The organism is Rhodococcus sp. USK13 (genome assembly GCF_018343855.1).
GTDB classification, from domain to species: domain Bacteria; phylum Actinomycetota; class Actinomycetes; order Mycobacteriales; family Mycobacteriaceae; genus Rhodococcus_F; species Rhodococcus_F oxybenzonivorans.
Map to the genome: position 1 here is coordinate 6,477,666 of NZ_CP069242.1, position 26,794 is coordinate 6,504,459.

Here is a 26,794-nt window from a genome sequence, read left to right on the forward strand (position 1 = left end):
GGCCGGCCGGTGAGCCGGGTGGCGACGAGCCGTACGTCAGTCTATCCGGCACCTTCTTCCGCCATCGACCTGGCGCTCACCGGCCTGCCCGGCGTCAGGCTGTCGGTGTGAGGAACGCCGCAAGGGCGTCGGAGTATGCCCGCACGTCGCGGGCACCCATCAGTTCCCGCGACGAGTGCATGCCCAGCTGAGCGGCACCGACGTCGACGGTGCTCAGACCGGTTCGTGAGGCGGTGATCGGGCCGATGGTCGACCCGCACGGCAGGTCGGCGCGGTGCACATACCTCTGCAACGGCACGCCGGCCTGATCGCACGCCAGCGCGAACGCTCCTGCGCCCGCCGCGTCGGTGGCGTAGCGCAGATTCTGATTGACCTTGAGTACCGGCCCGGCGTTGACGGCGATCTGGTGTGCGGGTTCGTGGCGGTCCGGATAGTTGGGGTGGGTGGCGTGCGCCATGTCGCCCGACGCACACACCGAGCCGGCCATGGCCTGCAGGAATTCTTCGCGCCCGCCACCCCGGCCGAGCACGATGCGCTCGAGAACGGTGTTGAGCAGGTCCGAGAACGCCCCGCGATCCGACATGCTCCCGACCTCCTCGTGATCGAAGAGCGCGAGCACGGGCACGTGATCACCTGCCGGGTACTCGGCGGCGGCGAGCAGCGCCTGGGTTCCGGCGTAGCAGGTGCCCTGGTTGTCGAGCCGCGGCGCGCTGACGAGATCTTCCTCCGTCCCGACCACCGCACTGGGCGCGAGATCGTGAGTCATCAGTTCCCAGCCGAGCACCGAATCCGCGGGCACCTCGGCCCGGTCCGCGACGAAGTCGATGAAGGATCGACGCTCCGAACCGACACCCCAGACCGCGTTGAGGTGTCGTTGAGGGTCGAGGTGCACTCCCTTGCGATCCTCCGACAGGTGAATTGCGAGCTGCGGGACCCGCAGGATCGGTTGATCGATGCGGACGAGTTTCTGTTCCACCACGTTGCCGACCCGCACGCTCAAGCGTCCCGAAATACCCAGGTCGCGGTCGAGCCACGAATTGAGCCACGCACCCCCGTACGGCTCGAGACCCACCATCTGCCACCCGGCCGACCACAGATCGGGATGCTGCTTGACGCGCAGGTTCGGGCTGTCGGTGTGCCCGCCGACGATGCGGAACGGCGCCGTCCGCCCGACCCGCTCGGTGCTCCAGGCGATGAGTGATCCGCCGCGAACCAGGAAGTAGCGGCCAGGTTCGCCGGGCCACGAGTCTGTCTCGTGCAGCTCCGTGAATCCGTTGCCGGACAGCAACATCGACACCGTCGCGCACACATGGAATGGCGACGGTGACGCATCGACGAAGGTGCACAGGCCCTGGGCGTCGGCCCACGTAGTGGAATGCATGGAGCCAATCATGCAGGACGCGGTGCTAGCTGTGTGGACCCGAGACGCAGAACTGATTGCCGTCGGGATCGGCGAGGGTGACCCAGCGGAATCCGTCCATCTCGCGTTGCGCCACCTCCGTCGCGCCCCCGGCGGTCAGTCTGCCCACCTCGCCGTCGAGATTCTCGGACGTCAGGTCGAGGTGAATGCGGTTCTTCCCCGGCGTGGGGTCGTCCACCTTCTGGAAGGCGAGCTTGTACGGCGAGTTCGGAAGCGTGACGACATAGAACCATCCGTCGTTCTCCTGCTCGACCGTGCCCGCAGTCTGCTCCGCCCACCAGGTGGCCAGCGGTCCGGGATCTGTGCTGTCGAAGGTGATCATGCCGAGTTCGAGTGCCATGGGCGCACCCTATCCCCGCTCACCGACACGCTTTCGGCTCCTGCGCGAGCCGCAGGGTCACTCGGGAGCCGGTGTGATGTGCAGGATCCCGAGGATCGACAACAGATCCTTGCAATCGTGGGCATCGCGCGAACGCGACGCGACCGCCCGCTGCGCCTTCCGGATCGTGTCGGCATCGACTTCGTGCTCCACCTCGAAGACGGAAGCTTTACGTTCGGCCACGTCGATTTCCTTCCCCGATGTCACCGTGTGGTGTATTGCGTGCGGTGTCGGTCTTCAATGAACGGTGTCGGGTTCGCGGATCGCAGCGGGCCACGAACCCGCGAGCATGTGGCGAGCCGCAACCGACACCACGTCAGCCGCGTCCTGTCGCCGAGAGAACGCCTCCCGCTGCCGCGTAGCGCCGTTGCCCTGAGCCAGGATCTTCTTCACCATCTTCTCCACCCTGCTGCGCTCACCGAACTCGTCGAGTTCCGTCTGCACGTGACGGATCAGCGAGGACAGCTGGCGCGCAGGGGTGATCAACCGCGAAGAGGTGACGTCGAGCAATTGCCCGCTGACGCCTTCGCGCGCGGCGCGCAGATATGCGGCCCGCAGCACCTCGGGCGCCACCGGAAGCGCTAGCCGTCCGGCATGTACCGAACGCTCCGCTGCTGCGACCAGGGCACGAATCAGCGTGGCCACGACCACCGTTTCGTCGACGGTGCCGGGCACGTCACTGACCCGGACCTCGACGGTGGGAAGGTGCGCGGAGGGGCGGACGTCCCAGTACACCATCGCCTCGTCGAGAATGCCCCCGGATTCGATCATCACGCCGACCACCGAGTCGTAGTGATCGGCCGATGTGAAGTACGGGGGTGCCCACGAGCACGCCCACCGGCCTCCGAGCACCGCCCGCCAGCTCGCGAATCCGGTGTCGCGGCCTCGATGGATCGGAGAGTTCGCGGTCAGCGCGAGGAGAGTCGGCAGCCAGAGCCGCAGATAATTGCACACTTGCACCGCGGTCTCGCGGTCACTGATCGCCACATGCACGTGGCAACCGCACACCTCGTGCTCGGACACGAGAGACCCGTATCGCTCGGCCATCCGCTGGTAACGGGGTACATCGGTGACCGTCGAGAACTCGCCGCACACCGGCGGCACCCCCGTGGACAACAGGGCCGCCCCGTGCTGGGTCGCTGCAGCCGCCGCAACCGCGCGAGCCCCCGCGATGTGCTCGTACAACTGGCGCATTCCCCGGCAGACCGGGGTGTTGGTCTCCACCTGGCTCGTCTTGAGCTCCAGATCGAGCGTGCCGCCCAGGCTTCGGGCACTGTCGACGACCTCCCGATTGCACTCGAGCATTCGGTTCGTCGACGCATCGACGAGGAAGAACTCTTCCTCCACGCCGACCGATGGACCCCGGCTGGAGCCGGGTACGTCCGATCGTGCGCTGTCGAGTGGTCGCAAGCTCATCGTCGCACCCCCACGCCGAACCGCGGGATGTCTATCAGCACGGCCGCACCCCACTTCCTCCGCGGTGAGGCGTGGGGCGGCACACGCACCCAACGCCTCTCTTTCGGCGTCGGCGCACTTCCTGACCGACCGGTGACAGAATCCGAATACCCCGGCGCCGGTATTTGAATCACTGCCGCAATCGCAGGTTCGCCAACCTTTCACGAGTTTTCGCCCACGGATGCGTACCGCGCCCCGAGCGGGGCACGCATGACCGGTCCACACCGGACACTCGTCACCAGAGACCGTCGCCGAAGACCGTCGCTCTCACCATCCCGCGAGCCGCCGAGGCGGCCCCCGTTCAGGCATCACCGCAGCCCCCGTCAAGGAACGCATGTGTTGACGCAGGCCAGAGTCAGGAGTGCCCTTGTGCTGTGACCGCCTCGCATTCGACGTAGCTGTAGTCGGCCCGCGCCAGGTCCTCGAGAGAAACCGCCTTACCTGAGGCGTCGGCCAAAGGAATCTTCCAGTTCGGGTACTGGGCATCGCCCGTGCCCGGTTGATTCTGGATGCGGTGCTCGCCGACAAGGTCGACGAGTGCAACTCCCAGCAATATGGAGGGACTCCGGCCGATCAACGCGTACAACGCCTTCACGGTGTCCTCGATCGACGCGCCGTCCTCCGACAGCCCGCGGTTCCGGGCCATCTGCAGAACGGATTCACGCTGACGCGTGTCGTGTTCCTTCTCCGATTCGAGGTCTCGTTCGAGAAGGCCCAGTCGCGAACGCAGTTCGATGTGCTCGCCCGCGAGATACCCGGCGGTCGGTGGAAGATCATGCGTCGTCACGGAAGTCAGACACAGGGAACGGTATTTCTCGGGCGGAATGGGACCGTCCTCGTCGCGCTCGAACCACAGAATCGAGGTCCCGAGCACGCCGCGTTCGGCGAGATACTCCTGCACCATCGGCTCGAAAACACCCAGGTCTTCGCCGATGACGACGGCCCCCGCGCGTTCCGCCTCGAGAACCAGGATCCCGATGAGGGCTTCGTGGTCGTAGGTGACGTAGGTCCCCTCCGCCGGTGACGCCGCACCTTTCGGTATCCACCACAGTCGGAACAGACCGAGTATATGGTCGACGCGCAGCCCACCTGCATGCTTGAGTACGGTGCGCAGCATGTCGCGGTAGGGGGCATAGCCCAATTCGGCGAGCCGATCGGGCCGCCATGGTGGCTGATCCCAGGACTGGCCCTGCTGGTTGAAGTCGTCCGGTGGGGCGCCGACCGTAATGCCTTCCGCAAGAGCGGATCCGAGCGACCAGGCGTCCGCTCCGCCATGCTGGACACCGACCGCCAGGTCGTGCACGACACCGATGTCCATGCCTGCCGCGCGGGCAGCGTGCTGAGCCTCGGCGAGTTGTTCGTCGCAGATCCACTGCAACCAAGAATGGAATTCGATCCGGTCGGAGAGCTTGTCGCGTTGCGCTCGCACCCATTCGGTGTCGGGCGAGGCAGCCTTCGTCTGCCATCGCGGGTCCCGCGGAGACAATTTCTCGGCGAGGGCGCACCAGGTCGCGAAGTCGCGGAGCCCGTCCCCCTCGGTGCGGCGGAATTCGTCGAACGCCTGCCGACGACTCGCGCTGCGCTCGACTCGGAACACCCGCTCGAGTGTGCGGAGTTTGGCGCGGTAGGACCTGTCTCTGTCGATCCGATCGGCCTTGCCGTTGGCCCGCTCGAAACGGGCCGCCGCCTCACGCATACGGGCGTAGTGCGAACGGGGCAGGTACGCGGCCTCCCGGATGTTCTCGACGCGGATGTACAGCGGATTGACGAACCTGCGCGTGGTCGGCAGATAGGGAGACGCCTCGACCGGTGGTTGCGGTTGCGCCGCATGCAGCGGATTCACCAGAACGTAGTCGGCGCCGTGCACGGAACCGAAGATCGTGGCCAAGTCCCCCAGGTCCCCCAAGTCGCCGAGACCCCACGAACGACGGGAACGCACCGAGTACAACTGGGCAAGGACTCCCCACCGTTGCCGGTCGCTGAGAGAATTCGATGTCGACAACCGGGCCGGCGTGACGACGAGCGTGCACGACTCGGACGTAGCGTCGGACGGCTCCGTCCCGTCTCTCCATGTCGACGCGCGGATCTCGTGCCACCCCGAGGGTACGTCGGCGGGGACGGCGAAAGTCGCCCGGCCGATCAGGGCGCCATCGACCTCTCGCGGATCGACCCACACGTCGAGCTGCCGCGCCGCGACCTCGTCGCCGGATTCGGTGACGATCGTGACGGTGACGGGGTCACCGTGCGGCACGTGGACGACGAAGCGTGTCTCGGTGCCCTGCACTCCGACGACGACCGGTGGCAGTGCCCGTCGCCAAGGAGCCAGTTCGCACTCTGCGAGCGCATCCTCGACCTCGACGTCGGTGTCGGCCGGGACATCCATCGCCGCGAGGACGGTGCGCAGTGTCTCGTCCCCGACCTCGTGACGTTGCTCGTCCCATCCCTCGTACGACGTCGCCACGCCGTGCCGGGCCGCTAGATTCCGCAACTGCTGGCTGTAGCTCACCTTGTCGATCGTGCCAGGTCGACGGTGCGCTCGCGCGCCGTGGACACGGAACTGATTGATTCGGACGCGTCCCGGGTAATTGGACCCCAATCGACACTGCCGTTCGACTCGACATTGCCGAGAGTGCCCGGTGACAGAGTTCGGACTCACCTCGTACTCTCACCGACCAAGGAGCCCAGATGCTGCTACGTCTTCCTGGAGTCTATCGCCCACAGGACGATACGGAGATGCTGGCTGACGTGATCGCAGCCGAGGAGCTAGGGCCTTCCTTACGCGTTCTCGACCTCTGCGCAGGCACCGGCGCCCTGAGCGTCCGGGCAGCTGAGGCCGGTGCCGGATCGGTCACCGCGGTGGACGTGTCGCTCCGGGCAGTGCTCAGCATCCGGCTCAACGCGCTGACGAGGAGACTCCCGATTCGCGTTCTCCGCGGCGACCTCACCGAGTCGATTCGGTCCGAGCGATTCGACCTCATCGTGTCCAACCCGCCGTACGTTCCCGCACACGACGACGCCCTTCCCGCGCGCGGTGTTGCCCGGGCGTGGGACGCGGGCAAGAACGGTCGCGCCCTGCTCGACAGGATCTGCGCCCAATCACCGGACGTGCTGGCGCCCGGTGGGGTACTCCTCCTCGCCCAGTCCGCGCTCAGCGGGATCGAGAAGACCCAGACGATGCTCGAAGAGCAGAATTTGAGGGTCGAGTTAGCAGCCACGGCAGAAATTCCCTTCGGGCCGGTTCTCGAGGGACGGCGGAAAATGCTCGAGGAGCGCGGTCTCATCGAGCCCGGGCAGTCCCGCGAGCAGATCGTCGTATTTCGAGCCGCGAAGTAGTCGGCGACAGAAGCAGTCGGCAGCAACCGGCATGCCGGTTGCTGAGTAACAACACATTTCCACTCGTTACTCGGCAGTTTTCATTGCCGAAACAGGCACGGCACGCTATCCTGAGCGAAGGTTGAGCACGCAGCCGACGCCGGGATTCGCCGCCGCGCGGGAATTTCAAGACTCAACCCCACTCGGCTTCCGCGATTTTCGCGCCTTCCTTCCCGAGGCAAGGTAGGACCACACATGGGTGTCGCGGTGGACGATGTTGCCCTCAAACAACCTCGACGACGCCTGCAGCGAATCGGCCGGAATGTCCGGTCGGATCCTCACACCCTATTCGCTGCTCGATGTACTTGTCTCCGTCCGGATTCAACCGGACATTCAGTGGGAATACTGCTATCACACGATGATTCGGCATCGAGTCGAGGCAATTCCTCGATCGGCGCTCGATTGCAACCAATCTTGAAGAGAGAACCGATGTCCCACAACGTAGTCGATCTACGATCACAGCCCCTACGACAGCAGCGCACCGAACGTGACGTACTGGCCACGGCGGAGCACATCCTGATCGAGTGCCGCGGATACAGCGGCGACGCAGCGTTCGACGAACTGATGGATGTGGCGCGCAGGCACCACGTCGATGTTCGCCGCGCCGCGGAACGTCTCATCGATCTCGCGGCGACGGATTCTCGCGCAGTAGCAGAGGCCAGTCGGCTCCACGGCGCCGAGACGGCCGCCCTGGACGAGACCTGGGCACCCATGCTCGCCAACCGGCACGCAAGTTGAGAGAGCCGATACCGACAATGACCGGACCGAAGACGCACACCGTGCCCGCAACGGCGACCCCGGCGAAAAGCAGGTCGTCGATGAGTACCGAAGAGATCAAATCACGTATCGAAGCGATGTTCGCGCAGGACGAAGCCCCCGAGAACCGTAGCTGACAGAGAACCGCAACTGACAGAGGGCCGCAACTGACAACGGAGGGGCGTGTGACGTCGAGAGTGAAGCATCCTGTGCGGCGGTTGTTGTTCATCGGCAACCCCACCCAGTTCATCGAGGTGATTCATTGGGCCGCGATGCGGGTGTGGGCGACCGGCCACGGGCTGGAAACCACCAGGACGTTCGCCGGCGGGCCGGTGGTGTGTGCGGTCGCCACCGAAGACGTTCTCGATGGCCTCTGTCTTCCTTCCGAGGCCACCATGTTGCAGCGAGTCCGCAGAGAAGGCATTCCGTGCATCAGCGTGCACGACGCTCCCGAACGCATCATCGATGAGATCGGTGCACTGACGCCGTTGACGGCCCTGCACACCGAAGCCGACGCCGAGTCGCTCATCGAGAGCGACAAGGCATCGGCGTAGGGCGAAACGTCCAGGTCAGGCGGAAATGACGCTGTCGAGGACGGAATAGAAGATGCCGAGCCCATCGTCGCTGGGACCGGTGAGAGCTTCGGTGGCGTGCTCCGGGTGTGGCATCAGGCCGACGACGCGTCCGTTGGCTGAGGAGATGCCGGCGATTGCGCCCTGAGACCCGTTGGGGTTGTCGCCCGCGAACCGGAAGACGACCCGGCCTTCACCCTCGAGCTCGTCCAGGACTTTCTTGGGAGCCTGGTAACGGCCCTCACCCGACTTCAGCGGAATGAGAATCTCGGCACCCGACTCGTAACGCGAGGTCCACGCCGTCGATGTGGATTCCACCCTGAGCCACTCGTCACGGCAGATGAAATGCAGGCCTTCGTTGCGGGTGAGTGCGCCCGGCAGCAGACCGGCCTCGCACAGCACCTGGAAACCGTTGCAGATACCGAGGACGGGCATGCCCCCCTGAGCTGCCTGAACGACCTTGCCCATGACGGGCGCGAAGCGCGCGATCGCCCCTGCCCGCAAATAGTCACCGTACGAGAAACCACCTGGGACGATGACCGCGTCGACGCCCTTGAGGTCGGCGTCTCCGTGCCAGAGGTTCACGGCCTCGCCGCCGGCGAGTTTCACCGCACGGACGGCGTCGACGTCGTCGAGGGTGCCGGGGAAAGTGATGACTCCGACGCGTGCACTCATGCTTCGACGCGCCTCACGGTCCAGTCCTCGATCACCGTGTTGGCCAGCAGGGCCTCGGCGATCTTTTCGAGCTGCGCGTCGTCGACGCTGCCGTCGACCTCGAGCTCGAAACGCTTCCCCTGGCGGACATCCGAGATTCCAGCAAACCCGAGCCGCGGCAGGGCCCCGGCAATGGCCTGCCCCTGGGGGTCGAGAATCTCGGCCTTGGGCATGACTTCGACGACGACACGGGCCACGTGCTGCTCCTCGTTAGTAGTGCGCGAGCCCAGAGTGGAACACCGGGCACTAGGGAGTTTACCGGGCCACCGGTGTGCAGCCCGCATCGGACGGAGGGCGCGCATACTCGAATCCATGCGACTGACTCACTTCGGCCACAGCTGCGTCCTCGTCGAGTTGAACGGTTCCACCATCCTGTTCGATCCGGGCAACTTCTCGCACGGATTCGAGGGTCTCACCGGGCTCGACGCAATCCTGGTCACGCATCAGCACCCCGACCATGTCGACCAGCAGCGTTTGCCGGCTCTCGTCGAGGCGAACCCCGACGCAGCCCTGTATTCGGATCCACAGACCGCGGCGCAGCTCGGCGGTAGATGGACGGGGGTGCATGCCGGCGACGAGTTCGACATCGGCAACGTCCATGTCACCGGCACCGGCGGTACGCACGCCGTGATCCACCCCGACATCCCGATGATCGACAACACCGCTTACCTACTCGGTGACTCCGGCGATCCGGCACAGCTCTTGCATCCGGGCGACTCGCTGTTCGTCCCGGAACAGAAGGTCGACGTGCTGGCTCTGCCCGCCGCGGCGCCGTGGTTGAAGATATCCGAGGCGATCGACTACCTGCGTGCCGTCGCGCCGCGGGTCGCCGTGCCCATTCATCAGGCGATCATCGCCGACCAGGCCACCGGCATCTTCTACGGTCGTTACACCGACATGGCACCGGCGGGCACCGAATTTCGCACCCTTCCCAGCGAGTCGAGCGTCGAGGTGGCCTAACGCCCCTGTGAGTACTTCTCAACCGCCCGCTGTTAAGAAGTACTCACGGGTCAGGCGGCGCCCACCCGGGGATGTCGCGGCTGCCACCGGTAGACCGTCGGCTCCGCGCCGTACTGAAGGGCCAGGTCGACGGCGTCGAGCAGCGCCTGCCGCGGGCCGGGGGTACCCAGCTGTTTGGCCGTGACCGCGAGTCGGACCACTCCCCCGCGCTTCGCCGCGCGCCCCGAGCCGTGGACGAGCGCCCGACACCACCACGGTTCCGCCCGGAACCCCTCGCCGATGCCCAGAACGCGCGACCGTACGGATGACCCCCGTTCGAGGTCGTGGATAGCGGTCATGTTCGCGAGGAGGCGGAACCCCGCGGAAGGCAGGGCCGCGACGGCACCCTGCGACGCCAGCCAGCGCGGCGGTGCGAACACCCGGGTGCGCAGGCCGGTCTGCTCCATCACGCGGTCGGCGGCGATCAACCGCAGTCGGGCTTCATGTTCGGGGAGTGCCGCGAACTCTGCGCGACGACGTTTGGTGGCGGCTTGGTCGTAGCCGTGCAGGACAACGGCGTCGCCCCGGGAACGGCGCAGACGCAGCCAGTCCTGCGTCGCCGAGTCGTTGACCAGGCGGTATTTGTCTTTCAGGCGCGGAGCGACCAGCAGCGACAGCGGCACACCCCGCGCGTCCATCTCGTCGGCGAACGCGGCGGCGAAGTCGCGCGTTTCCTGTCGAAGTCCTGACACCGACACGAGCAGCTGTCCGGTCATGGCTTCCAGGGTGACAGCCCAAGGTGAACGCCAGGCAAAGGTCGTGCGCCTTTCTGGTCGCCTGGGCCACCAGAAAGGCGCACGAGCCCGAAGGGCCTACTTCGGCAGGACAGCCTCGATGGCGGCGACGACCTCGGGGGCGTCGGGTTCGGTGCGCGGACGGAACCGGTTCACGACGGTGCCGTCGGGTGCGACGAGGAACTTCTCGAAGTTCCATTGCACGTCCCCCGCCTCCCCGTCGGCGTCGGCAGCCTTGGTCAGCTCCTCGTACAGCGGATGACGGTTCTCGCCGTTCACCTCGATTTTCTCGAGCAGGGGGAAGGTGACGCCGTAGGTGGTGGAGCAGAACGTCTCGATCTCCTCGGCAGTCCCGGGCTCCTGTCCCATGAACTGGTTGCACGGAATCCCTATGACGGTGAGACCGCGGTCGGCGTAATCGGTCGCCAGCTTTTCGAGGGTCTTGTACTGGGGGGTGAGCCCACACTTGGAGGCCACGTTCACCACGAGAACTGCGCGCCCGTCGTATTCGCCGAGCGAGGTGGGCACGCCGCCCAGGGTGTTGATGGCAATGTTCTGCACAGGAGTCGTCATGACACCCAACGTAGCGACAACAAGCGCTGTGCGCCCAAGCGGAGATCCGCCCGGGCGCACAGCGCTTCCGTGTTCGTTCGTGGTGTCAGTGGATGAGCAGCACGCGGGAGTCGTCTTCGCGGGCAGGGGTTACCTTCTCCTGCTCGACGACTTCACCGTGACCGTCGTCGACCATGGTCTCCTCGTCGAAGGGCAGCTTCCCGTCGAGGACCTTGCGGACGCGGTCGTTGTCGACGGTGTCCGTCCACGAACCGACGAGCAGCGTCGCGACGGCGTTGCCGGAGAAGTTGGTGACGGCGCGCGCCTCGGACATGAACCGGTCGATGCCGACGATCAGCCCGACGCCGTCGAGCAATTCGGGGCGGTGGCTCTGCAGCCCACCGGCAAGGGTAGCGAGACCTGCACCGCTCACCCCGGCGGCGCCCTTGGACGCGATGATCATGAACAGCAGCAGCGACAGCTGCTCGGGAAGCGACAGCGGCTGGCCCATCGCGTCGGCGATGAAGATCGATGCCATGGTCAGGTAGATCGCGGTGCCGTCGAGGTTGAACGAGTATCCGGTCGGGACCACGACACCGACGGTGGTGCGCTCGACGCCGATGTGCTCCATCTTCGCGATGAGGCGGGGCAGGGCCGACTCGGACGAGGACGTGGCGAAGATCAGCAGGTACTCGCGGGCCAGGTAGCGGACGAGCTTGAAGATGGACACTCCGGCGACGACGCGCAGGATCGATCCGAGAACACCGAAGACGAAGATCAGGCAGGTCAGGTAGAAGCCCAGCATCAGGGTCGCGAGCTGAACGACTGCGCCGAGTCCGGTCTGTCCGACGACGTTGGCGATTGCGCCGAATGCACCGATCGGGGCCAGCCACAGGATCATCGACAGGATCTTGAACACGAGCTTCTGCACGTAACCGACCCCGCGCAGGATCGGCTCACCCTGCTTACCCAGCGCCTGCAGACCGAAGCCGACGAGCAGGGCCACGAACAGGGTCTGCAGGACGTTGCCCTCGGTGAGCGCGGACAGCAGTGACGTGGGAATGATCGACCCGATGAACTCGACGGTGCCGCCTGCGCCGTGCGCCTTCTCGGCCAGCTGGGCACCGGTTCCGGCGGTGTCTGGGCTGACGTTCAGGCCGCTGCCCGGGTCGAGGAGGTTGCCCACCACCAAGCCGATGCCGAGGGCGACGGTCGACATGCCGATGAAGTAGGTGAGCGCGAGCCCGCCGACCTTCCCGACCTTGGCCGCTGCCTTCACCGACCCGATTCCCAGCACGATGGTGCAGAAGATCACCGGGCTGATCATCATCTTGATCAGGTCGACGAACATCGTGCCCAGGACACCGAGCGATTTGCCTGCCCCCGGCGCGAGCCATCCGACGAGTACGCCCGCGACCACGGCGACGATGACCCCCATGTACAACCAGTGGGTACGGTCCCGCTTCTTCGTTTTCCCTGTCGCAGTACTCATGGGGTGGTCCTCCAGTTCGAATGGCAAGCTGATCGATAAGCCGGGTAGTGACCGCGATCACGTCTTGTAGAGAATCTTGTAAGCGATCGCTCGGTTGGAGAAGTTTGTGTTCATTACGTTCAGGAGAGCTGCGGTGCGAGGACAACTGCCGAGACGGCCCATGAGCGTGGCGCGTCAGCTCTTCCTCCTGCAATTGGTGGTCTTGACACTGGTGATTGCTGCGGGAACTCTGCTTGCCGTCCTCGATCAGCGACGCGACAGCGACGAAAGCACCCGGCGTTCGGTGACGGCGGTGGCCACGGCGCTGGCCCTGTCCGACGGAACCGTCGCAGCCCTGCGCACTCCCGACCCCAGCGCGATTCTCCAACCGCAGACCGAACGGATCCGCACGGCCACGGGAACCGACTTCATCGTGGTGATGGCCCCGGACCGCACGCGTTTCACGCACACCAGCCCGGAGCTCATCGGTGGGACGTTCTCCGGAAACATCGAGCGTGCGCTCGCCGGGGAAACGTTCACCGAGACCTACGCCGGTTCGCTCGGTCCGTCCATCAGGGCGGTGGCCCCCATCTACGACGGCGGCCGCATCGTCGGTCTCGTCTCGGTGGGTGTCACCCGCGAGAAGATCGGCGGCCAGGTGGCGAAGAGCCTGCCCACCATCTTCGCCGTCGCCGCTATCGGGCTGGGCGTGTCCGCGGTCGGCTCGTTCCTGCTCAGCAGGCGTCTACGACGGCAGACACTCGGCATGGCGCCCGACGAATTGCGCCGCATGTACGAGCACCACGCCGCCGTTCTGCATTCGATCGGCGAGGGTCTGGTGGTTCTCGGTCGAACCGACGGCGACGACGCGACCGCCGAGGTGGTGAATGACGAGGCCCGCCGACTACTCGACCTACCCGACGGCCCGGTGCCCGTTTCGGCCCTGCCACCATCGCTGCGTACGGCCACCGCCCCCGCCCCGTCGGACACCGGCGAGCCGCGCGACGAGATACATCTGACCACCGACCGCGTTCTCCTCGTCAGCCGTGAACCCGTCGAATGGGAGGGAAAGCGCATCGGCACGGTGCTGACCTTGCGCGACCGCACCGAAATGCAAAGCGTGATGGGTGAACTCGACTCGGTGCGCGGGTTCGCCGAGTCCTTGCGTTCACAGGCCCACGAGTCGGCCAACCGGCTGCACACCATCATTACGATGGTGGAACTGGGCCGCTACGACGACGCGATCGCGTTCGCCACGGATGATCTGCGCCTGTCCCAGGAGCTGATCGACCGGCTGATGACGGCGGTACACGAACCGGCACTGGCAGCGCTGCTGCTCGGCAAGGTGGGCGTTGCGGCGGAACGGGGCGTCGACTTGATCGTCACCGAGGACACCGCACTGGGTCCCGTCACGCCGCTCACTGCGCGGGAACTGGTCACCCTGGTGGGTAACCTCGTGGACAATGCCATCGACGCCGCGCGCGGATCTGCGGAGCAGACGGCCGACGAACCCTGGGTGGAAGTCACTGTATGCGAGGAGGATTCGTTGATGGTCGTGCGTGTTGCGGATAGTGGTCCGGGCATTCCCGCGGAGGAGTTCGACAAGGCCGTCACCCGTGGCTATTCCACGAAATCCGGCCAGCGTGGGCTGGGACTCGCCCTCGTCGTGCAGGTCGTGACACGCCACGGAGGAACGATCCGCACCGAACCGTCACTGGGCTCGATGATCGTCGTCGAGATACCGATCGCCGGAGCGGCTTCGTGATTCGAGTGATGATCGTCGAGGACGAGCCGCTGATCGCCGAGGCTCATCGTGCGTATGTCGAGCGGGTGCCCGGGTTCTCCGTGCATACCGTCGTCCATGACGGCAGCAGTGCGATGCGCGCCGTGGCGGAAGCCGGCAGCACCGAGGATCCGATCGACCTCGTCTTGCTGGACTTCGGTTTGCCGGATTCGAGTGGTCTCGATGTTGCGGCCGCGCTGAGCGGGATCCGGCCCAGCCCCGACGTCATCGCTGTCACCTCGGCCCGCGACCTCGAGTTGGTGCGTACCGCAGTGGCCCGCGGGATCGCGTTGTATCTGCTGAAGCCGTTCACCTTCGCCGCGTTCCGCGACAAACTCGAACGGTACCGCGAGTTCCGGGACGCGCTTCCGGCCGGCAGTAACGCGTTGAGCCAGCAGGACATCGACCGGGCAATGTCTGCCCTGCGCACCTCCGATGAACGCGCGAGTGTGCCGAAAGGTGTGGCTCCGCAGACACTCGACCACGTCTCCGCGTGCATCCGGGACGCAGCAGGACCCCTGACTGCCGCCGAGGTGGCCGCCGCGATCGGCGTGTCCCGCGTGACCGCATGGCGGTACCTCGAACGATTGGCCGACGACGGTGTCCTCGCCCGGCACACGGAGTACGGCCGGGCGGGACGACCGCAGATTCGGTACGCGTTGCGCTGAGGAAACCGTATCGGTGCTCCTCCGTCAGCCACCCCGCTTGCTGCGGAGAGCGCCGACGCCGTTCCGGTTGATCATCGACGCCGCGGTCTTCCACCACGGCCGATCGACGTCGGGGTCCATGCCGGCACCCAGCCGCTCCAGCTGGTCGGTGTGCCATTGCAGATCCAGGGCGCCGTCCAGTGCCCGGAGGTTTGCGATTCGGGACAGTCCGCCGCGCAGACCGAAAGAGACCGGGATCGCGTCGACTCGGTCACCGCCCGCCACGAGAAGCGCCGATCCCGCGTCGGGCGTGGTCACCGTCGGACGGCCGAGACCGATCACGTCGCACACTCCGGAATCGACGGCACGGGCCATGGCGGAGCGCGACCGGAATCCGCCGGTGACCGCAAGCGGTACGTCACCCGCCGCCTTGCGCACCGACGCGGCGTAGTCGAGGAAATAGGCCTCCCGCTGCCTCGTACTGGTGGATACGCTCGCATTCCGGCCCATCATGGCCGGGGATTCGTAGCTGCCGCCACTGATTTCGATCAGGTCGATGCTCTCCGAGGACAGCTGCTCGACCACCGAGCGTGACTCCGTTTCTGTAAATCCACCGCGCTGGAAATCTGCCGAGTTCAGTTTGATGCCGACAGCGAAGCTCGGTGCCACGACGGACCGGATCCGACGGACAATTTCGAGAACGAACCGCATCCTCCGTTCGGAATCGCCGCCCCAACGGTCGGTGCGCTGATTGGAGAGCGGTGAGAGGAACTGCGAGACCAGGTATCCATGCGCACCGTGTATCTCGACACCGTCGAATCCCGCCGTTTCCGCTATTCCCGCAGCCGCGGCGAAACGATCGATGATGTTCTCGATTTCCGATTCGGTGAGTGCACGTGGTGTGGTCATTCCCGGGATGTTCGACGCCACCGCCGAGGGAGCGACGGGGCGAGTGCGAGTGACGAGTGGATTCGCCTGCCGTCCGGGATGATTCAGCTGCATCCAGATGGGTGCGCCGCCGTCCTGGGTGGCCTTGGCCCATTTTTGTAGCCCGTCGAGGTCTCGGTCGTCGTCGAGGACCACATTGCCCGGTTCGCCCAGGTGGCTGCGATCGACCATGACGTTTCCGGTGACGACCAGTCCGTAGCCGCCACTGCCCCAGCGGGTGTACAGGCGTTCGAGGCGCGGGTCGGGACCGTGGTCCTTGTTCGCGAGTCCCTCACTGAGTGCCGCCTTCATCAGCCGGTTGGGCAAACGCTGACCACAAGGAAGCTCCAGTGGGTCGATCAGGTCGGCGCTCATGTTCTTTCCCGTGGGGTCGTTGATCATACGAGGTTCCTTCTGTTCGAGGCCCTACTACTTTGCGGACGGTTCTTTCCAGACCAGCAGGACGGATTCGGCGGCCGGCTTCCACGGCAGGAAGACGGCCACCGCGACAGCGACGAGTAGCGAGACCGACACGGTGACGTAGGAGGCCAGTTGGAAGCCCTCCAGCGACGCCGCCTTCATGGCGTAGACGAGGTCGGCCTTCTGCTGCGCGAACGCGGGAACGGTCGGTCGCTTCACGATTTCGAGCACACTGATCACCGTCTCGCGCGCAAAGCTCTTCTCGTAGGGCGTCATCAGGAAGTCGGGGATGGCATCGATGCGCGGTCCGACCTTGGTCGTATACACCGAAGCGACGATCGACCCCAGTACTGCGACGCCGAGGGTGCCGCCCGCCTCACGAGTGGTGTCGTTGACAGCGGAACCGGCTCCGGCCTCCTCGAGCGGCACCGAGGACATGATCGATTCGGTGGCCGGCCCCTGCACGATGGCCAGGCCCAGCCCCATCAACACCATCGAGACGACCACCGCCCCCAGGTAGGGGGTTTCGACCTTTACCTGCCCGGCGATGAACATTCCGACACTCATCACGACGAGACCGAACACGATGACTGCGGTGGTGCCGATCCGTTGCGCGATCAGCGTGGCCAGCGGGGCGCCGACGGCGATCGCCGCGGCGAAGGGCAACGAGTGGATCCCGAACTGCAGCGGCGTCAGTTCCATCACGCCCTGGAAGTACTGGGTGATCATGAAGAGGAATCCGAACATGCTGAAGTAGGCAACCGCGATCGCCAACGCCGGCAACGAGAAACGCCGGATGCGGAAGAGTTGCATGTTGAGGACCGGAGAGTCGGTGCGCAACTCCCACCACACGAACGCCGCGAAGAACACGACCGACAGGGCGTAGCCGGACAGGCTGATCGCCGAAACCCATCCTTGGTGCGGCGCTTCGATGATGGTCCATACCAACGTGGTCACACTGAGCAGCGAGAAGGCGATGCCGAGGAGGTCGAGCCTGCCGACGTGTGTGGTCTTCGACTCGGGAATCAGGAGCCGAGCGAGAACCAGCACGACCACTGCCACCGGCACGTTGATCCAGAACACCGAATGCCACGAGAAGTGCTCGAGGAGCCAGCCACCCGCGGTCGGGCCGATCGCGATCGCGATTCCCGCCATTGCCGTCCAGGCGGCGATGGCAACCGCCCGTTCCTTCACATCGGTGAAGATGTTGATGATCAGCGCGAGTGTCGCCGGGAACACGGCGGCGGCGAACACACCCATGGCAGCCCGGGCGGCGATCACCTGCCCCAGATCGCTCGCGAGGGCGCCGCCCACGGACATGACGGCGACACCGGCCAGCCCGATCATCATCACCCGCCGCCGCCCGTACCGGTCGCCGAGGTGGCCGAACGCGAGCAGCAAGCCCGCGAAGGTCAGGGTGTAGGCGTCCACCACCCACTGCAGGCCGCTGATGTCGGTATGCAACTCGACGCCGAGTGAGGGCAGTGCGACGTTGACGATGGTGTTGTCGAGAACGACGAGCAGTTCGGCCAGGCAGATGACGAGAAGCGCGAGGTAGCGCGCTCGACGACTCATGCCGCTGTCGGTAGTTCGGGGCGCGGCTGGATGAACCGCCGTGGTGTGTGGCACTGGAATCGACTCCTCGTCGCTGTTATGCGGGACTGCATATTTCCTGCGGCGAGGATATGCGTTACGCCTAGTTACAGTCAATGCGAAGTTTGCGGTGTTACCCCACAAAGCCCGGGAGGAAGTTCGAGTACGACTTCCGACAGCGGGTCGAAGAGCTATGCTGGTCGACATAATGAGTAAGCGAACGACAGCACGCGACCGAATGCTGCTGAGTGCCGTCACCCTCTTCCGCAAGCGGGGAGTGGACGCGACGTCGCTGGCCGACGTCGTCGCGCACGCGGACGCGCCCCGCGGGTCCATCTACCACCACTTTCCCGGCGGTAAGAGTCAGCTGGCCGAGGAGGCCACGCATCGGGCCGGCGGCCTGATGGGCTCTCTCATCAGCGAGAGCCTGTCGAACAAGGGCCCCGTCGAGACACTCGTCCTGATCATCGATCTGTTCCGCCGGGAACTCGTGGAGACGGACTTCTCGTCCGGATGCCCGGTCGCCGCCGGCGCATTGTCGGGCGGCGGATGCCCCACTGCCAAGGATGCGGCGGGTGAAGCCTTCAGTTCCTGGGAGGCCACCATCGCTGCCTCACTCTGGCAGCACGGCGTACGGATGTCCCGTGCCCAATCGGTCGCCACCATGTCGATCTCCGCGATCGAAGGCGCACTCGTGCTGTCGAGAGCGCAACGCAGTACTCAGGCGCTCGATCGGGTGGCCGCCGAACTCGTGGCGATGGCCGAGGACGTGCTCGCCCACGCGACCTCGACCGGCCGGCGAGCCGACGCACCGGAACGTTAACGCCAGTCGCGGATCAGCCGGCTGAAGAACTCGATCCCGTGCCGTAACCCGGTAATCGACAGGCGTTCGTCCGTGGAATGAATGAGCGCCCGGCTCCGGGCGTCGAGCTCGAAGGGATAGAAGCGATAGACGTACTCACTGATCCGGGCCATGTGTCGGGCGTCGGTGGCGCCGACCAGGAGAAACGGTGACACGATCGCTCCGGGAAACGTATCGGCTACCACCTGCCGGAGTCGGGCGAACACCTCGTCGTCCGTCCGCGACACCGGTGACGGTTCGGTGGCGCCGAGGACATCGAGCTGTATGTCGTTGTCGCGAATCGTCTTCCGTATCCGTTCCACGGTGCCGTTCACGGTGTCGCCCGGCAGTATGCGAATATCGAGCACTGCACGCGCCGTCTCCGCCATCACGTTGTTGGCGGAACTGCCTTCCAGGACGGTAGCGACTGCCGTGGTGCGGCATATGGCGTTCATCAGGGCACCGGCGCGCGGCAGGACCCTCGCCAACAGTGGTCCGAACGTGTCGGTCCGGGAGAGCACCGTGCCCAGCGGACCTTTCGCATGGACGCCTACGTTGGTGAGCAGGTCGACGGTGGGTTCGGTGAGCCGGGCCGGGAACTTGTGGTGGTCGACGCGGGTGATGGCGCGGGCAAGCCGGGCGGTAGCGGTCTTCCTCCCCGGCATCGACGCGTGACCACCAGGGTCCTTCGCCGTCAACTGCACGTCGAGGATCCCTTTTTCGGCAGTTCCGAGGACCGCGAGCGTCGCGTCGACTCCGGGGAACGCGTCGCCGGCGACTCCACCGCCCTCGTCGATGACCACACCCGGCACGATCCCCCGCTCCCGGAACGTGCGCACCACCTGCGGAATACCGTCTCCTCCGACCTCCTCGTTGTGGCCGAAAACCAGATAGACGTCACGGGCCGGGACGACACCACTGCGCAGCAACCCTTCGACCGCCTCGAGAATGCTGACCAGCACGCCCTTGTCGTCGATGGCACCGCGCCCCCAGACGGCGTCGTCCGCCACGACCCCGCCGAACGGTGGATGAGTCCATCCCTCGTCGTGTGCGGGCACGACGTCCTGGTGCGCCATCAGCACGATCGGCTTGTCGGGCACCCCGACATCCCAGTGGTACACGAGCGAATGCGAGGCAATGATCTCCTTGTCGAGATTCTCCCGCACCAGCGGGTACAACTCGTCGACAAGACTCCGGAAACGCGCGAAAAACGTCCAGTCCGTGTTCGCGTCGTCCCGGGTGGACACCGTGGGGATACGGAGCATCGCCGCGAAATGCTCGACCGCTAGCGCCGTGTCGATCGCCATCTCTGTCACGAGCGCCATCTCCTCGTCGCATCGGAACCAGGATGACGATCAGCTTAAACCTGTCGCTCGAATGGCAGGCCCGAGTTCGCCCATGGTTCCGGCACGAGGACGCTCATGTCGAGCGGAACTGGCGTCAGGCCCTCCCGACGATGTGGAGCACCCAGGCGAACTCGAACGCCACTTCCTTCCACTTCTCGTAGCGCCCGCTCACGCCTCCGTGGCCTGCGCTCATCTCGGTCTTGAGAAGCAGCGGCGAGTCGCCCGTCTTGGTGGCCCGAAGCTTGGCCACCCACTTCGCCGGCTCGACGTAGAGGACCCTCGTGTCGTTGATGCTGGTGATCGCGAGGATGGCCGGATAATCCTTGGCCTCCACGTTCTCGTACGGACTGTACGAACGCATGTACTCGTACACCTCGGGGTTCTCGAGCGGATTACCCCACTCGTCCCACTCGATCACCGTCAGCGGAAGCGACGGATCGAGGATGGAGGTGAGCGGGTCCACGAAGGGAACGTTGGCGAGGATGCCTGCGAAGAGTTCCGGAGCCAGGTTGGCCACTGCGCCCATCAGGAGACCGCCGGCACTGCCGCCGTCCGCGACGAGTTGGTTCGGAGTGGTGCGGCCGGTGTCCACGAGGTGACGTGCACAGTCGACGAAATCGGTGAAGGTGTTCTTCTTCGTCAGCGTCTTGCCGTTCTCGTACCAATGCCGGCCCATCTCGCCGCCGCCACGCACGTGTGCGACGACGAATACGACTCCCCGATCGAGGAGCGAGAGCCGTGCGACGGAGAACGCGGGATCCATGCTGGCCTCGTACGAGCCGTAGCCGTACAGGAGTGTCGGCGCCGGTTCGTCCGGGGCACCGTCGGCACGCCTCACGATCGACAGCGGAATCCGGGTACCGTCGGCGGCGATGGCCCAATCACGTTGCTGCACATAGTTACGCGCGTCGAAGTCCCCGAGCACGGGTTGCGACTTCCGCAGCGCCAGTTCGCCCGTCGACAACACGTAGTCGTACACCTGCCCCGGCGTGATGAACGAGGTGAACGCCATCCGCAGAGTCGGCTGCTGCCATTCCGGATTGGCGCCGAGGCCCACGCTGAACAGTTCCTCGTCGAAGACGATCTCCGTGAACTCGCCGTACCCCTCCGGGCCGAGCGGCCAGATCGCCAAGCGGGTCAACGCTTCCCGCCGGTAGCTGAGCACCAGATGGTCGGCGAAGGCGTCGACCTCCTCGAGTCGTACATCCGACCGATGCGAGATCAGAGTGGTCAAGGACGTCGGATCCGACACCGGCGCCTCGGCAAGCACGAAATTCTCGGCCTTCTCACCGTCGACGACGTCGTTGTGCATGATCAGGAAACGATCTTCGCCCGCGACCACTGCATGTTCGACGCCGTATTCGACGCCTTCGCGCCGCGGAAGAATTACCCGGAACTCACCTTCGGGGTTCGCCGATTCCAGGACCCGGGCTTCGCTGGTGATCTTGGAACCCACCCAGATCATCAGGTACTTCTCACTGCGGGTGGATCCGACGGAAACCCAGAACCGCTCGTCGGGCTCCCGGAAGACGGCGACGTCCTCCTCGCGGGCAGTGCCGAGCCGGTGACGCCACACGGTGTCGGGGCGCCAGGACTCGTCGACCGTGAGGTAGAAGACATGCCGGTGGTCGATCGCCCAGGTAACTCCCGGTGCGGTGCCGGTGATCTCGTCGGGCAGCAATTCGCCGGTGACGAGGTTCTTGAACCGGAGCGTGTAGCGCTCGTCGCCGACCACGTCCACCGAGTACGCGAGCAGCGTGCCGTCGTGACTGAGGGAGAAGGCTCCGACGGAGAAGAAGTCGTGACCCTCGGCCTCCGCGTTGCCGTCGAGCAGGATCTGCTCACCGGGGAGTTCGACCCCAGGGGTGAGCTCCGGCGGCGTCCAGTCGTCGGGACCCGCGATCGGTGTCCGGCACTGCACGCCGTACTGCTTACCCTCGATGGTCCGGGCGTAGTACCAGTACTCCCCCATCCGGGTGGGCACCGACATGTCGGTTTCCTGTGTCCGGGATTTGATCTCCGAAAAGATTTGGTCGCGCAAGGGAGCCAGGTGGGCAGTCTCCTGCTCGGTGTACGCATTCTCGGCTTCGAGGTGGGCGATCACCTCCGCGTCTTCCTTGTCGCGCAGCCATTCGTACTCGTCGACGAAGGTGTGTCCGTGATGGACCCGCTCGGTGGGAACCTTCTTGGCAACGGGCGGCGTCAAAACCTTGTTCTCGGTGGTCATCGCTCAGCCCACCCACTCCGCGAACGACAATCCCGAAATGCGCTCGTACGCGTCGATGTAGCGTTGCCGCGTCGCCGCCACGATCTCCGCGGGAAGCGGCGGCGGCGGTGTGTCGGACGCGCGGTCCCAGCCCGACTCGGGGCTGGTGAGCCAGTTACGGACGAACTGCTTGTCGAAGCTCGGCTGCACCTTCCCGGCCTCGTACCCGTCGGCGGGCCAATAGCGGGACGAGTCGGGCGTGAGGACCTCGTCGGCAAGCACGAGGTTGCCCTTCTTGTCGAGGCCGAACTCGAGCTTGGTGTCGGCGAGAATGATCCCACGGTCGGCGGCGAAGTTGGCTGCTCTGCCGTAGATGTCCAGGGTGTCGTCCCGCAGCTTGATCGCCAGGTCTTGACCGACCTTGTCGACCACGAGGTCGAAAGTGATGTTCTCGTCGTGCTCCCCCAGTTCCGCCTTGCTGGCCGGGGTGAAGATCGGATCAGGGAGTCGGCTGGCCTCCACCAACCCCTCGGGCAGGGCCACCCCGCACACCGAACCGGTCTCGTTGTAGTCGATCAGGCCGGAACCGGTGAGGTAACCGCGGGCGACACATTCGATCGGAACCATCTCGAGCTTGCGCACCACGAGCGCGCGGCCGCGGACCTCCTCGGGGATGCGACTGTCGTCGGGCTCACCCGCCAGGTGGTTATTTCCCCCGAGCACGCCGAAGAAGAAGACACTCATCGCGGTGAGTACCCGGCCCTTGTCCGGAATCGTGGTACCGAGAACGTGGTCGTAGGCGGAGATCCGATCGCTCGCGACCAACAGCAGGTGCTCGTCGTCGATCGTGTAGAGGTCGCGGACCTTGCCACCGGCCAGATGGGCGTAGGAATCGAGTGAGGGGCGCACGGTGAGCCAGCCTATCGGTCCTGCCGGACACCCCGGGCGCTGACCTTGCGGCCCTCACAGCGTTCCGGGGTCGATCGTTGCGCTCTACCGTGAGGTCAGGCCCCTGAGCCGACCGCACGGAACGCACTCCTGAGCCAGGTCGTTACCGTGGGTTACGACACGATGTGATCCCAGGTACGAATCAGGTGAGCAATGACAACCGACACAGCGCCCGTCGATGTGGGGTTCCGGTCGGAGCGCGGTCCGGTACTCGTGGCGCTGATGCTCACGACCTCCCTGGTCGCCCTTGACGCCACCATCATCTCGACCGCGGTCTTCACCATCGTCGGCGATCTCGGTGGATTCACCCAGTTCCCCTGGCTGTTCTCCATCTACCTACTCACCCAGGCCGTGTCCGTGCCGATCTACGGCAAACTCGCCGACATCTTCGGTCGGAAACCGGTCATGCTCCTGGGGATCGGCCTCTTCGCGCTCGGGTCGGTCCTCTGCGGGCTCGCCTGGAGCATGCCGGCACTCATCGCCTTCCGCGCCGTGCAGGGCCTCGGGGCAGGCGCGGTCCAACCCATGAGCATGACCATCGCCGGTGACATCTACACGCTCGCCGAACGTGCAAAAGCGCAGGGCTACCTCGCGAGCGTGTGGGGAATGTCGGCGGTGGTGGGACCGACGCTGGGCGGCGTGTTCTCCGAATATCTGTCGTGGCGCTGGATCTTCTTCGTCAACATTCCGCTCTGCCTCCTGGCCGCGGTGATGTTGATCCGCAACTTCGACGAGAAGCGGGCACGGACCCGCCGGTCCATCGACTACACGGGGGCCGGACTGCTCGCCGTGGGCGCAACGCTCCTCATTCTGGGCCTCCTCGAAGGCGGCCAGGTATGGGCGTGGAGTTCGCCGGTCAGTCTGGGCATCTTCGCCGCCGGCTCCGTGTTCCTTTTCGTCTTCGTCCTGGTGGAACGGCGAGCCGCGGAACCCATCCTCCCGCTGTGGGTGTTGACGCGACGAGTCCTCGCCGCGAGTAGCGTCGTCTCGCTTCTGGTCGGCGCCATCGTCCTGGGCCTCACCACGTATGTGCCGACCTTTGCCCAGGGTGTGCTCGGGACGGGCGCGTTGGTGGCCGGGTTCGCACTGGCCACCCTGACCATCGGCTGGCCGATCGCCGCGTCGCTGTCCGGGCGTGTGTACCTGCGCTTCGGTTTCCGGGTCACGGCCACGGCGGGCAGCCTGCTGGTCGTCGCGGGCACCGCCCTCACGACCGTCCTGTCCATCGAGTCGGCGGTGTGGCAGGTCGCGCTCTGCTGCTTCGTCATCGGCGGCGGGATGGGCCTCGTCGCCAGCCCCACCCTCATCGCCGCGCAGGCCAGCGTCGACTGGTCGGAGCGCGGTGTCGTCACGTCCACCAACATGTTCGCCCGGTCCATCGGCAGCGCCGTCGGGGTCGCCCTCTTCGGAGCCCTCGTCAACGCCCACCTCGGCGGCACCGAGGACCCCGCCCGCGCCGATCTCGCCGACGCCCTGCACCTGGTCTTCGTAGCCGCCCTCGGCGCCGCCGTGATTCTCGTGCTCGCCGCCGTGGCGATGCCGAAGAAGTCCGCCGCTGCGCCTGCGCCGAGTGCCGCGCCGCCCGCCGGCGAATGACGGTCGCGTCGGGCCCCTCGTTGCAGAAGCCCGCCCTCCCCGCCGCGTGCGGGTGACGTTGACCAGCATCGCAATCGACACCGAACCAAAGGTTAGGCTAACCATATAGTCTGACGTGAGTTCGCCGGTTATCGAGAGGGGATCACACATGGAATCGACGGCAGTCGCCGAATCCGCCCACATCGGAACGGATTCACCGTCGAGCACACCGTTCATCCTTTCCCGCCCCCACGGCACGGTCGTGGCCGTGGGAATCCGCGCGCAGTACGACTCCACCCTCGCGGCGGCCGAGGCGCTGCGCGACGGCCGTGCCACCGCGGTAGTCGGCGCACTCCCCTTCGACCCCGAACACCCGGCCGCACTCGTCACGCCGCAGTCGCTGAGCCACGAACCCGGGAGCTGGAACGGCGAGTACGGCGGGATCCCGCGCATCCGGATCGGATCAGCGATCCCCGCGGAGGCCGAGCACGTCGCCCGGGTGGAAGCCGCGCTACGCGAATTGCGTTCGGCGGACAACACTCTGGAGAAGGTGGTCCTCGCCCGGTCACTCACACTGCACGCGGACGAACGTCTGCACCCCCATGCATTGCTCGCCCGACTGGTCGCACACGACCAGGGCGGCAACGGTTTCAGCGTCGCTCTGGGCGCGGCTGGAAGCGCCTGGTCGGGAAAGCACCTCGTCGGTTCGAGTCCCGAGGTGCTGATCCGGCGCCGAGGAGACGTGGTGAGCTGCCACCCCCTGGCCGGTTCCGCACCGCGCCGCAGCGACCCCGGGTCGGATCGTCGGTCAGGCGAAGGTCTCGCCGCGTCCGAGAAGAATCTGCGTGAACACGCGCTGGTCGTCGACGCGCTCCGGGCGATCCTCGCACCGCTGTGCACCGAACTCGAGATCCCCGACAGTCCGTCCCTCACCCGCACCCCTCAGCTCTGGCACCTCGGCACACCCGTCTCGGGTCGGTTGCGGGACCGCTCAATTACAGCCCTCGACCTCGCCGTAGCGGTGCACCCGACACCCGCCGTCTGTGGCACTCCTACCGACGCCGCACGCCGGCTGATTGCCGAACTCGAGGGCGACCGCGGCTTCTACGCCGGAGCGGTGGGCTGGACCGACTCCGACGGGGACGGCGAATGGATGGTCGGAATCCGGTGCGCCGAGATCGACGCCCGGGGCACCACGATCGTCGCGCACGCGGGCGGTGGCATCATCGCCGCATCCGATCCTCACCACGAACTCGCCGAGACGACAACGAAGTTGGGGACGATCCTGGCCGGTTTGGGAGTGGAGCTGTGAGCGACGGAGTCACCCTCGTCGTCGGCGCGGCCCACGGTATCGGGCAGGCCACCGCCGTCACTCTGTCCCGGCGAGGTCATCGCCTGGTGATAATCGACCGCGACGGTGACGGGTTGCACAGCACTGCCACCCTCCTGGACCGGTCGCCACTCGACACCGAGGTCGTCGACATCCGCGACTCCCACGCCGTCACAGAATCCGTACGACGCATCGAGGACCGGCACGGCCCCGTCACCGCACTCGCGCACGTGGCCGGAATACTCGAAACCGGTTCGATACTCGACGCCGATCCCGCGAGCTGGCAACGCGTCTTCGACGTCAACGTCACCGGACTGGTCAACGTGCTGAGGGCCGTCGGAATCGAAATGCGCCAGCGCAGAAAGGGTTCGATTGTCGTGGTGGGCTCCAATGCTGCCGGCGTGCCGCGCACAGGAATGGGCGCGTACGGCGCATCCAAGGCCGCAGTCGCGATGATCGTCCGGGTCCTCGGACTCGAATTGGCCGAGTACGGAATCCGCGCCAACATCGTGGCACCGGGTTCGACCGACACCGCCATGCAGCGGTCGCTGTGGTCCGACCCCGCCGACGACCAGGGGGCCCGCGCCGCGATCGACGGCGATCTCGCATCGTTCAAGGTCGGCATCCCCCTGGGCCGGATCGCGGACGCCGCTGACATCGCCGATTCCGTCGAATTCCTGCTCTCCGATCGCGCGCGGCACATCACCATGCAGGCCCTGTATGTCGACGGGGGCGCCACCCTCCGGGCGTGAGA

At 65.8% G+C, this 26,794-nt stretch carries 25 protein-coding genes; 10 read left to right on the forward strand and 15 right to left on the reverse strand.

The window, feature by feature from the left end; translation table 11 throughout:
* Positions 1-94: 94 nt before the first annotated feature.
* The 5 genes from JQT59_RS32485 to malQ all read right to left on the reverse strand — a co-directional run bounded on the left by JQT59_RS32485 (position 95) and on the right by malQ (position 5,760).
* Positions 95-1,381: a M18 family aminopeptidase gene (locus JQT59_RS32485; RefSeq protein ID WP_213573485.1), complete on the reverse strand. Its 1,287-nt coding sequence runs from the start codon at positions 1,379-1,381 to the stop codon at positions 95-97.
* A gap of 25 nt (positions 1,382-1,406) precedes the next feature.
* Complete coding sequence (locus JQT59_RS32490; protein ID WP_213573486.1) at positions 1,407-1,760, reverse strand: VOC family protein; 354 nt, start codon at positions 1,758-1,760, stop codon at positions 1,407-1,409.
* Positions 1,761-1,817: 57 nt separating this feature from the next.
* Positions 1,818-1,982, reverse strand: a complete 165-nt coding sequence (locus JQT59_RS32495; protein ID WP_213573487.1) for a hypothetical protein — start codon at positions 1,980-1,982, stop codon at positions 1,818-1,820.
* Positions 1,983-2,036: 54 nt separating this feature from the next.
* A complete protein-coding gene (locus JQT59_RS32500) occupies positions 2,037-3,215 on the reverse strand; it encodes a carboxylate-amine ligase (RefSeq protein ID WP_213573488.1) in 1,179 nt (392 codons plus the stop codon).
* 394 nt (positions 3,216-3,609) lie between these two features.
* The gene (gene malQ, locus JQT59_RS32505; RefSeq protein WP_213573489.1) at positions 3,610-5,760 is read right to left on the reverse strand and encodes a 4-alpha-glucanotransferase; all 2,151 of its coding nucleotides are present in this window, start codon (positions 5,758-5,760) and stop codon (positions 3,610-3,612) included.
* A gap of 179 nt (positions 5,761-5,939) precedes the next feature.
* Between malQ and JQT59_RS32510 the strand changes: the two genes are divergently transcribed.
* The 3 genes from JQT59_RS32510 (at position 5,940) to JQT59_RS32520 (ending at position 7,936) form a co-directional block, all read left to right on the forward strand.
* The gene (locus JQT59_RS32510) at positions 5,940-6,587 is read left to right on the forward strand and encodes a HemK2/MTQ2 family protein methyltransferase (protein ID WP_213573490.1); all 648 of its coding nucleotides are present in this window, start codon (positions 5,940-5,942) and stop codon (positions 6,585-6,587) included.
* Positions 6,588-7,055: 468 nt separating this feature from the next.
* Positions 7,056-7,364, forward strand: coding sequence for an ANTAR domain-containing protein (locus tag JQT59_RS32515; protein WP_213573491.1), 309 nt, complete (start codon positions 7,056-7,058; stop codon positions 7,362-7,364).
* 203 nt (positions 7,365-7,567) lie between these two features.
* Positions 7,568-7,936, forward strand: a complete 369-nt coding sequence (locus tag JQT59_RS32520) for a hypothetical protein (protein WP_213573492.1) — start codon at positions 7,568-7,570, stop codon at positions 7,934-7,936.
* Positions 7,937-7,951: 15 nt separating this feature from the next.
* Here the strand turns inward: JQT59_RS32520 and purQ are convergent, their stop codons facing one another.
* Positions 7,952-8,629 carry a phosphoribosylformylglycinamidine synthase subunit PurQ gene (purQ, locus tag JQT59_RS32525; protein WP_213573493.1) on the reverse strand — a complete coding sequence of 226 codons (678 nt, stop codon included), beginning with the start codon at positions 8,627-8,629 and terminating at the stop codon, positions 7,952-7,954.
* Positions 8,626-8,865: a phosphoribosylformylglycinamidine synthase subunit PurS gene (gene purS / locus JQT59_RS32530; protein WP_109327158.1), complete on the reverse strand. Its 240-nt coding sequence runs from the start codon at positions 8,863-8,865 to the stop codon at positions 8,626-8,628. The genes purQ and purS overlap by 4 nt, the downstream gene beginning before the upstream one ends.
* A gap of 115 nt (positions 8,866-8,980) precedes the next feature.
* On the opposite strand from purS, the gene JQT59_RS32535 reads away from it, so the two are divergent.
* Positions 8,981-9,628: an MBL fold metallo-hydrolase gene (locus tag JQT59_RS32535; RefSeq protein WP_213573494.1), complete on the forward strand. Its 648-nt coding sequence runs from the start codon at positions 8,981-8,983 to the stop codon at positions 9,626-9,628.
* 50 nt (positions 9,629-9,678) lie between these two features.
* Here the strand turns inward: JQT59_RS32535 and JQT59_RS32540 are convergent, their stop codons facing one another.
* The 3 genes from JQT59_RS32540 to JQT59_RS32550 form a co-directional block, all read right to left on the reverse strand.
* Positions 9,679-10,383, reverse strand: a complete 705-nt coding sequence (locus JQT59_RS32540) for a DUF2334 domain-containing protein (protein WP_213573495.1) — start codon at positions 10,381-10,383, stop codon at positions 9,679-9,681.
* Positions 10,384-10,479: 96 nt separating this feature from the next.
* On the reverse strand, positions 10,480-10,974 hold the full coding sequence (locus JQT59_RS32545) for a glutathione peroxidase (protein WP_213573496.1): 495 nt from the start codon (positions 10,972-10,974) through the stop codon (positions 10,480-10,482).
* 85 nt (positions 10,975-11,059) lie between these two features.
* On the reverse strand, positions 11,060-12,445 hold the full coding sequence (locus JQT59_RS32550; RefSeq protein ID WP_213573497.1) for a cation:dicarboxylate symporter family transporter: 1,386 nt from the start codon (positions 12,443-12,445) through the stop codon (positions 11,060-11,062).
* A gap of 160 nt (positions 12,446-12,605) precedes the next feature.
* Here JQT59_RS32550 and JQT59_RS32555 point away from each other — a divergent pair, with 160 nt between their 5' ends.
* Both JQT59_RS32555 and JQT59_RS32560 read left to right on the forward strand, forming a co-directional pair.
* The gene (locus tag JQT59_RS32555; RefSeq protein WP_213573498.1) at positions 12,606-14,189 is read left to right on the forward strand and encodes a sensor histidine kinase; all 1,584 of its coding nucleotides are present in this window, start codon (positions 12,606-12,608) and stop codon (positions 14,187-14,189) included.
* Positions 14,186-14,875, forward strand: coding sequence for a response regulator (locus tag JQT59_RS32560; RefSeq protein ID WP_213573499.1), 690 nt, complete (start codon positions 14,186-14,188; stop codon positions 14,873-14,875). The genes JQT59_RS32555 and JQT59_RS32560 overlap by 4 nt, the downstream gene beginning before the upstream one ends.
* Positions 14,876-14,899: 24 nt before the next feature.
* Here the strand turns inward: JQT59_RS32560 and JQT59_RS32565 are convergent, their stop codons facing one another.
* Positions 14,900-16,183, reverse strand: a complete 1,284-nt coding sequence (locus JQT59_RS32565) for an NADH:flavin oxidoreductase/NADH oxidase family protein (protein WP_249353999.1) — start codon at positions 16,181-16,183, stop codon at positions 14,900-14,902.
* Between the two features lie 27 nt (positions 16,184-16,210).
* Positions 16,211-17,776 (reverse strand): MFS transporter, encoded by a 1,566-nt coding sequence (locus JQT59_RS32570; protein ID WP_213573500.1) that lies wholly within the window; start codon positions 17,774-17,776, stop codon positions 16,211-16,213.
* Positions 17,777-18,002: 226 nt separating this feature from the next.
* Between JQT59_RS32570 and JQT59_RS32575 the strand changes: the two genes are divergently transcribed.
* Positions 18,003-18,617, forward strand: a complete 615-nt coding sequence (locus JQT59_RS32575) for a TetR/AcrR family transcriptional regulator (RefSeq protein ID WP_249354001.1) — start codon at positions 18,003-18,005, stop codon at positions 18,615-18,617.
* Here JQT59_RS32575 and JQT59_RS32580 read toward each other — a convergent pair.
* The 3 genes from JQT59_RS32580 to JQT59_RS32590 all read right to left on the reverse strand — a co-directional run bounded on the left by JQT59_RS32580 (position 18,614) and on the right by JQT59_RS32590 (position 23,096).
* A complete protein-coding gene (locus tag JQT59_RS32580; RefSeq protein WP_213573502.1) occupies positions 18,614-19,960 on the reverse strand; it encodes a M20/M25/M40 family metallo-hydrolase in 1,347 nt (448 codons plus the stop codon). The genes JQT59_RS32575 and JQT59_RS32580 overlap by 4 nt on opposite strands.
* Positions 19,961-20,075: 115 nt before the next feature.
* Positions 20,076-22,208 carry a S9 family peptidase gene (locus JQT59_RS32585; protein ID WP_213573505.1) on the reverse strand — a complete coding sequence of 711 codons (2,133 nt, stop codon included), beginning with the start codon at positions 22,206-22,208 and terminating at the stop codon, positions 20,076-20,078.
* Between the two features lie 3 nt (positions 22,209-22,211).
* Positions 22,212-23,096 carry a phosphoribosylaminoimidazolesuccinocarboxamide synthase gene (locus tag JQT59_RS32590; protein ID WP_213573506.1) on the reverse strand — a complete coding sequence of 295 codons (885 nt, stop codon included), beginning with the start codon at positions 23,094-23,096 and terminating at the stop codon, positions 22,212-22,214.
* A 192-nt stretch (positions 23,097-23,288) separates the two neighbouring features.
* Here JQT59_RS32590 and JQT59_RS32595 point away from each other — a divergent pair, with 192 nt between their 5' ends.
* From JQT59_RS32595 to JQT59_RS32605, 3 genes are all read left to right on the forward strand, one after another.
* A complete protein-coding gene (locus tag JQT59_RS32595) occupies positions 23,289-24,731 on the forward strand; it encodes an MDR family MFS transporter (protein WP_213573508.1) in 1,443 nt (480 codons plus the stop codon).
* 148 nt (positions 24,732-24,879) lie between these two features.
* Complete coding sequence (locus JQT59_RS32600; RefSeq protein ID WP_213573510.1) at positions 24,880-26,022, forward strand: isochorismate synthase; 1,143 nt, start codon at positions 24,880-24,882, stop codon at positions 26,020-26,022.
* Entirely contained in the window at positions 26,019-26,792 is a 774-nt protein-coding gene (locus tag JQT59_RS32605) for a 2,3-dihydro-2,3-dihydroxybenzoate dehydrogenase (protein ID WP_213573512.1), read from the forward strand. Before JQT59_RS32600 ends, JQT59_RS32605 begins: the two co-directional genes overlap by 4 nt.
* Positions 26,793-26,794 lie beyond the last annotated feature (2 nt).

Bases quoted from the DNA above. Each gene is read 5' to 3' on its own strand.
- JQT59_RS32515 (WP_213573491.1), top strand. From the start codon at position 7,056: ATGTCCCACAACGTAGTCGATCTACGATCACAGCCCCTACGACAGCAG.
- JQT59_RS32510 (WP_213573490.1), top strand. From the start codon at position 5,940: ATGCTGCTACGTCTTCCTGGAGTCTATCGCCCACAGGACGATACGGAG.
- JQT59_RS32575 (WP_249354001.1), top strand. From the start codon at position 18,003: ATGAGTAAGCGAACGACAGCACGCGACCGAATGCTGCTGAGTGCCGTC.
- JQT59_RS32545 (WP_213573496.1), bottom strand. From the start codon at position 10,974: ATGACGACTCCTGTGCAGAACATTGCCATCAACACCCTGGGCGGCGTG.
- JQT59_RS32490 (WP_213573486.1), bottom strand. From the start codon at position 1,760: ATGGCACTCGAACTCGGCATGATCACCTTCGACAGCACAGATCCCGGA.
- JQT59_RS32540 (WP_213573495.1), bottom strand. From the start codon at position 10,383: ATGACCGGACAGCTGCTCGTGTCGGTGTCAGGACTTCGACAGGAAACG.
- JQT59_RS32555 (WP_213573498.1), top strand. From the start codon at position 12,606: ATGAGCGTGGCGCGTCAGCTCTTCCTCCTGCAATTGGTGGTCTTGACA.
- purQ (WP_213573493.1), bottom strand. From the start codon at position 8,629: ATGAGTGCACGCGTCGGAGTCATCACTTTCCCCGGCACCCTCGACGAC.
- JQT59_RS32485 (WP_213573485.1), bottom strand. From the start codon at position 1,381: ATGCATTCCACTACGTGGGCCGACGCCCAGGGCCTGTGCACCTTCGTC.
- JQT59_RS32585 (WP_213573505.1), bottom strand. From the start codon at position 22,208: ATGACCACCGAGAACAAGGTTTTGACGCCGCCCGTTGCCAAGAAGGTT.
- JQT59_RS32595 (WP_213573508.1), top strand. From the start codon at position 23,289: ATGACAACCGACACAGCGCCCGTCGATGTGGGGTTCCGGTCGGAGCGC.
- JQT59_RS32570 (WP_213573500.1), bottom strand. From the start codon at position 17,776: ATGAGTCGTCGAGCGCGCTACCTCGCGCTTCTCGTCATCTGCCTGGCC.
- JQT59_RS32580 (WP_213573502.1), bottom strand. From the start codon at position 19,960: ATGGCGCTCGTGACAGAGATGGCGATCGACACGGCGCTAGCGGTCGAG.
- JQT59_RS32565 (WP_249353999.1), bottom strand. From the start codon at position 16,183: ATGATCAACGACCCCACGGGAAAGAACATGAGCGCCGACCTGATCGAC.
- JQT59_RS32535 (WP_213573494.1), top strand. From the start codon at position 8,981: ATGCGACTGACTCACTTCGGCCACAGCTGCGTCCTCGTCGAGTTGAAC.
- JQT59_RS32600 (WP_213573510.1), top strand. From the start codon at position 24,880: ATGGAATCGACGGCAGTCGCCGAATCCGCCCACATCGGAACGGATTCA.
- JQT59_RS32550 (WP_213573497.1), bottom strand. From the start codon at position 12,445: ATGAGTACTGCGACAGGGAAAACGAAGAAGCGGGACCGTACCCACTGG.
- JQT59_RS32500 (WP_213573488.1), bottom strand. From the start codon at position 3,215: ATGAGCTTGCGACCACTCGACAGCGCACGATCGGACGTACCCGGCTCC.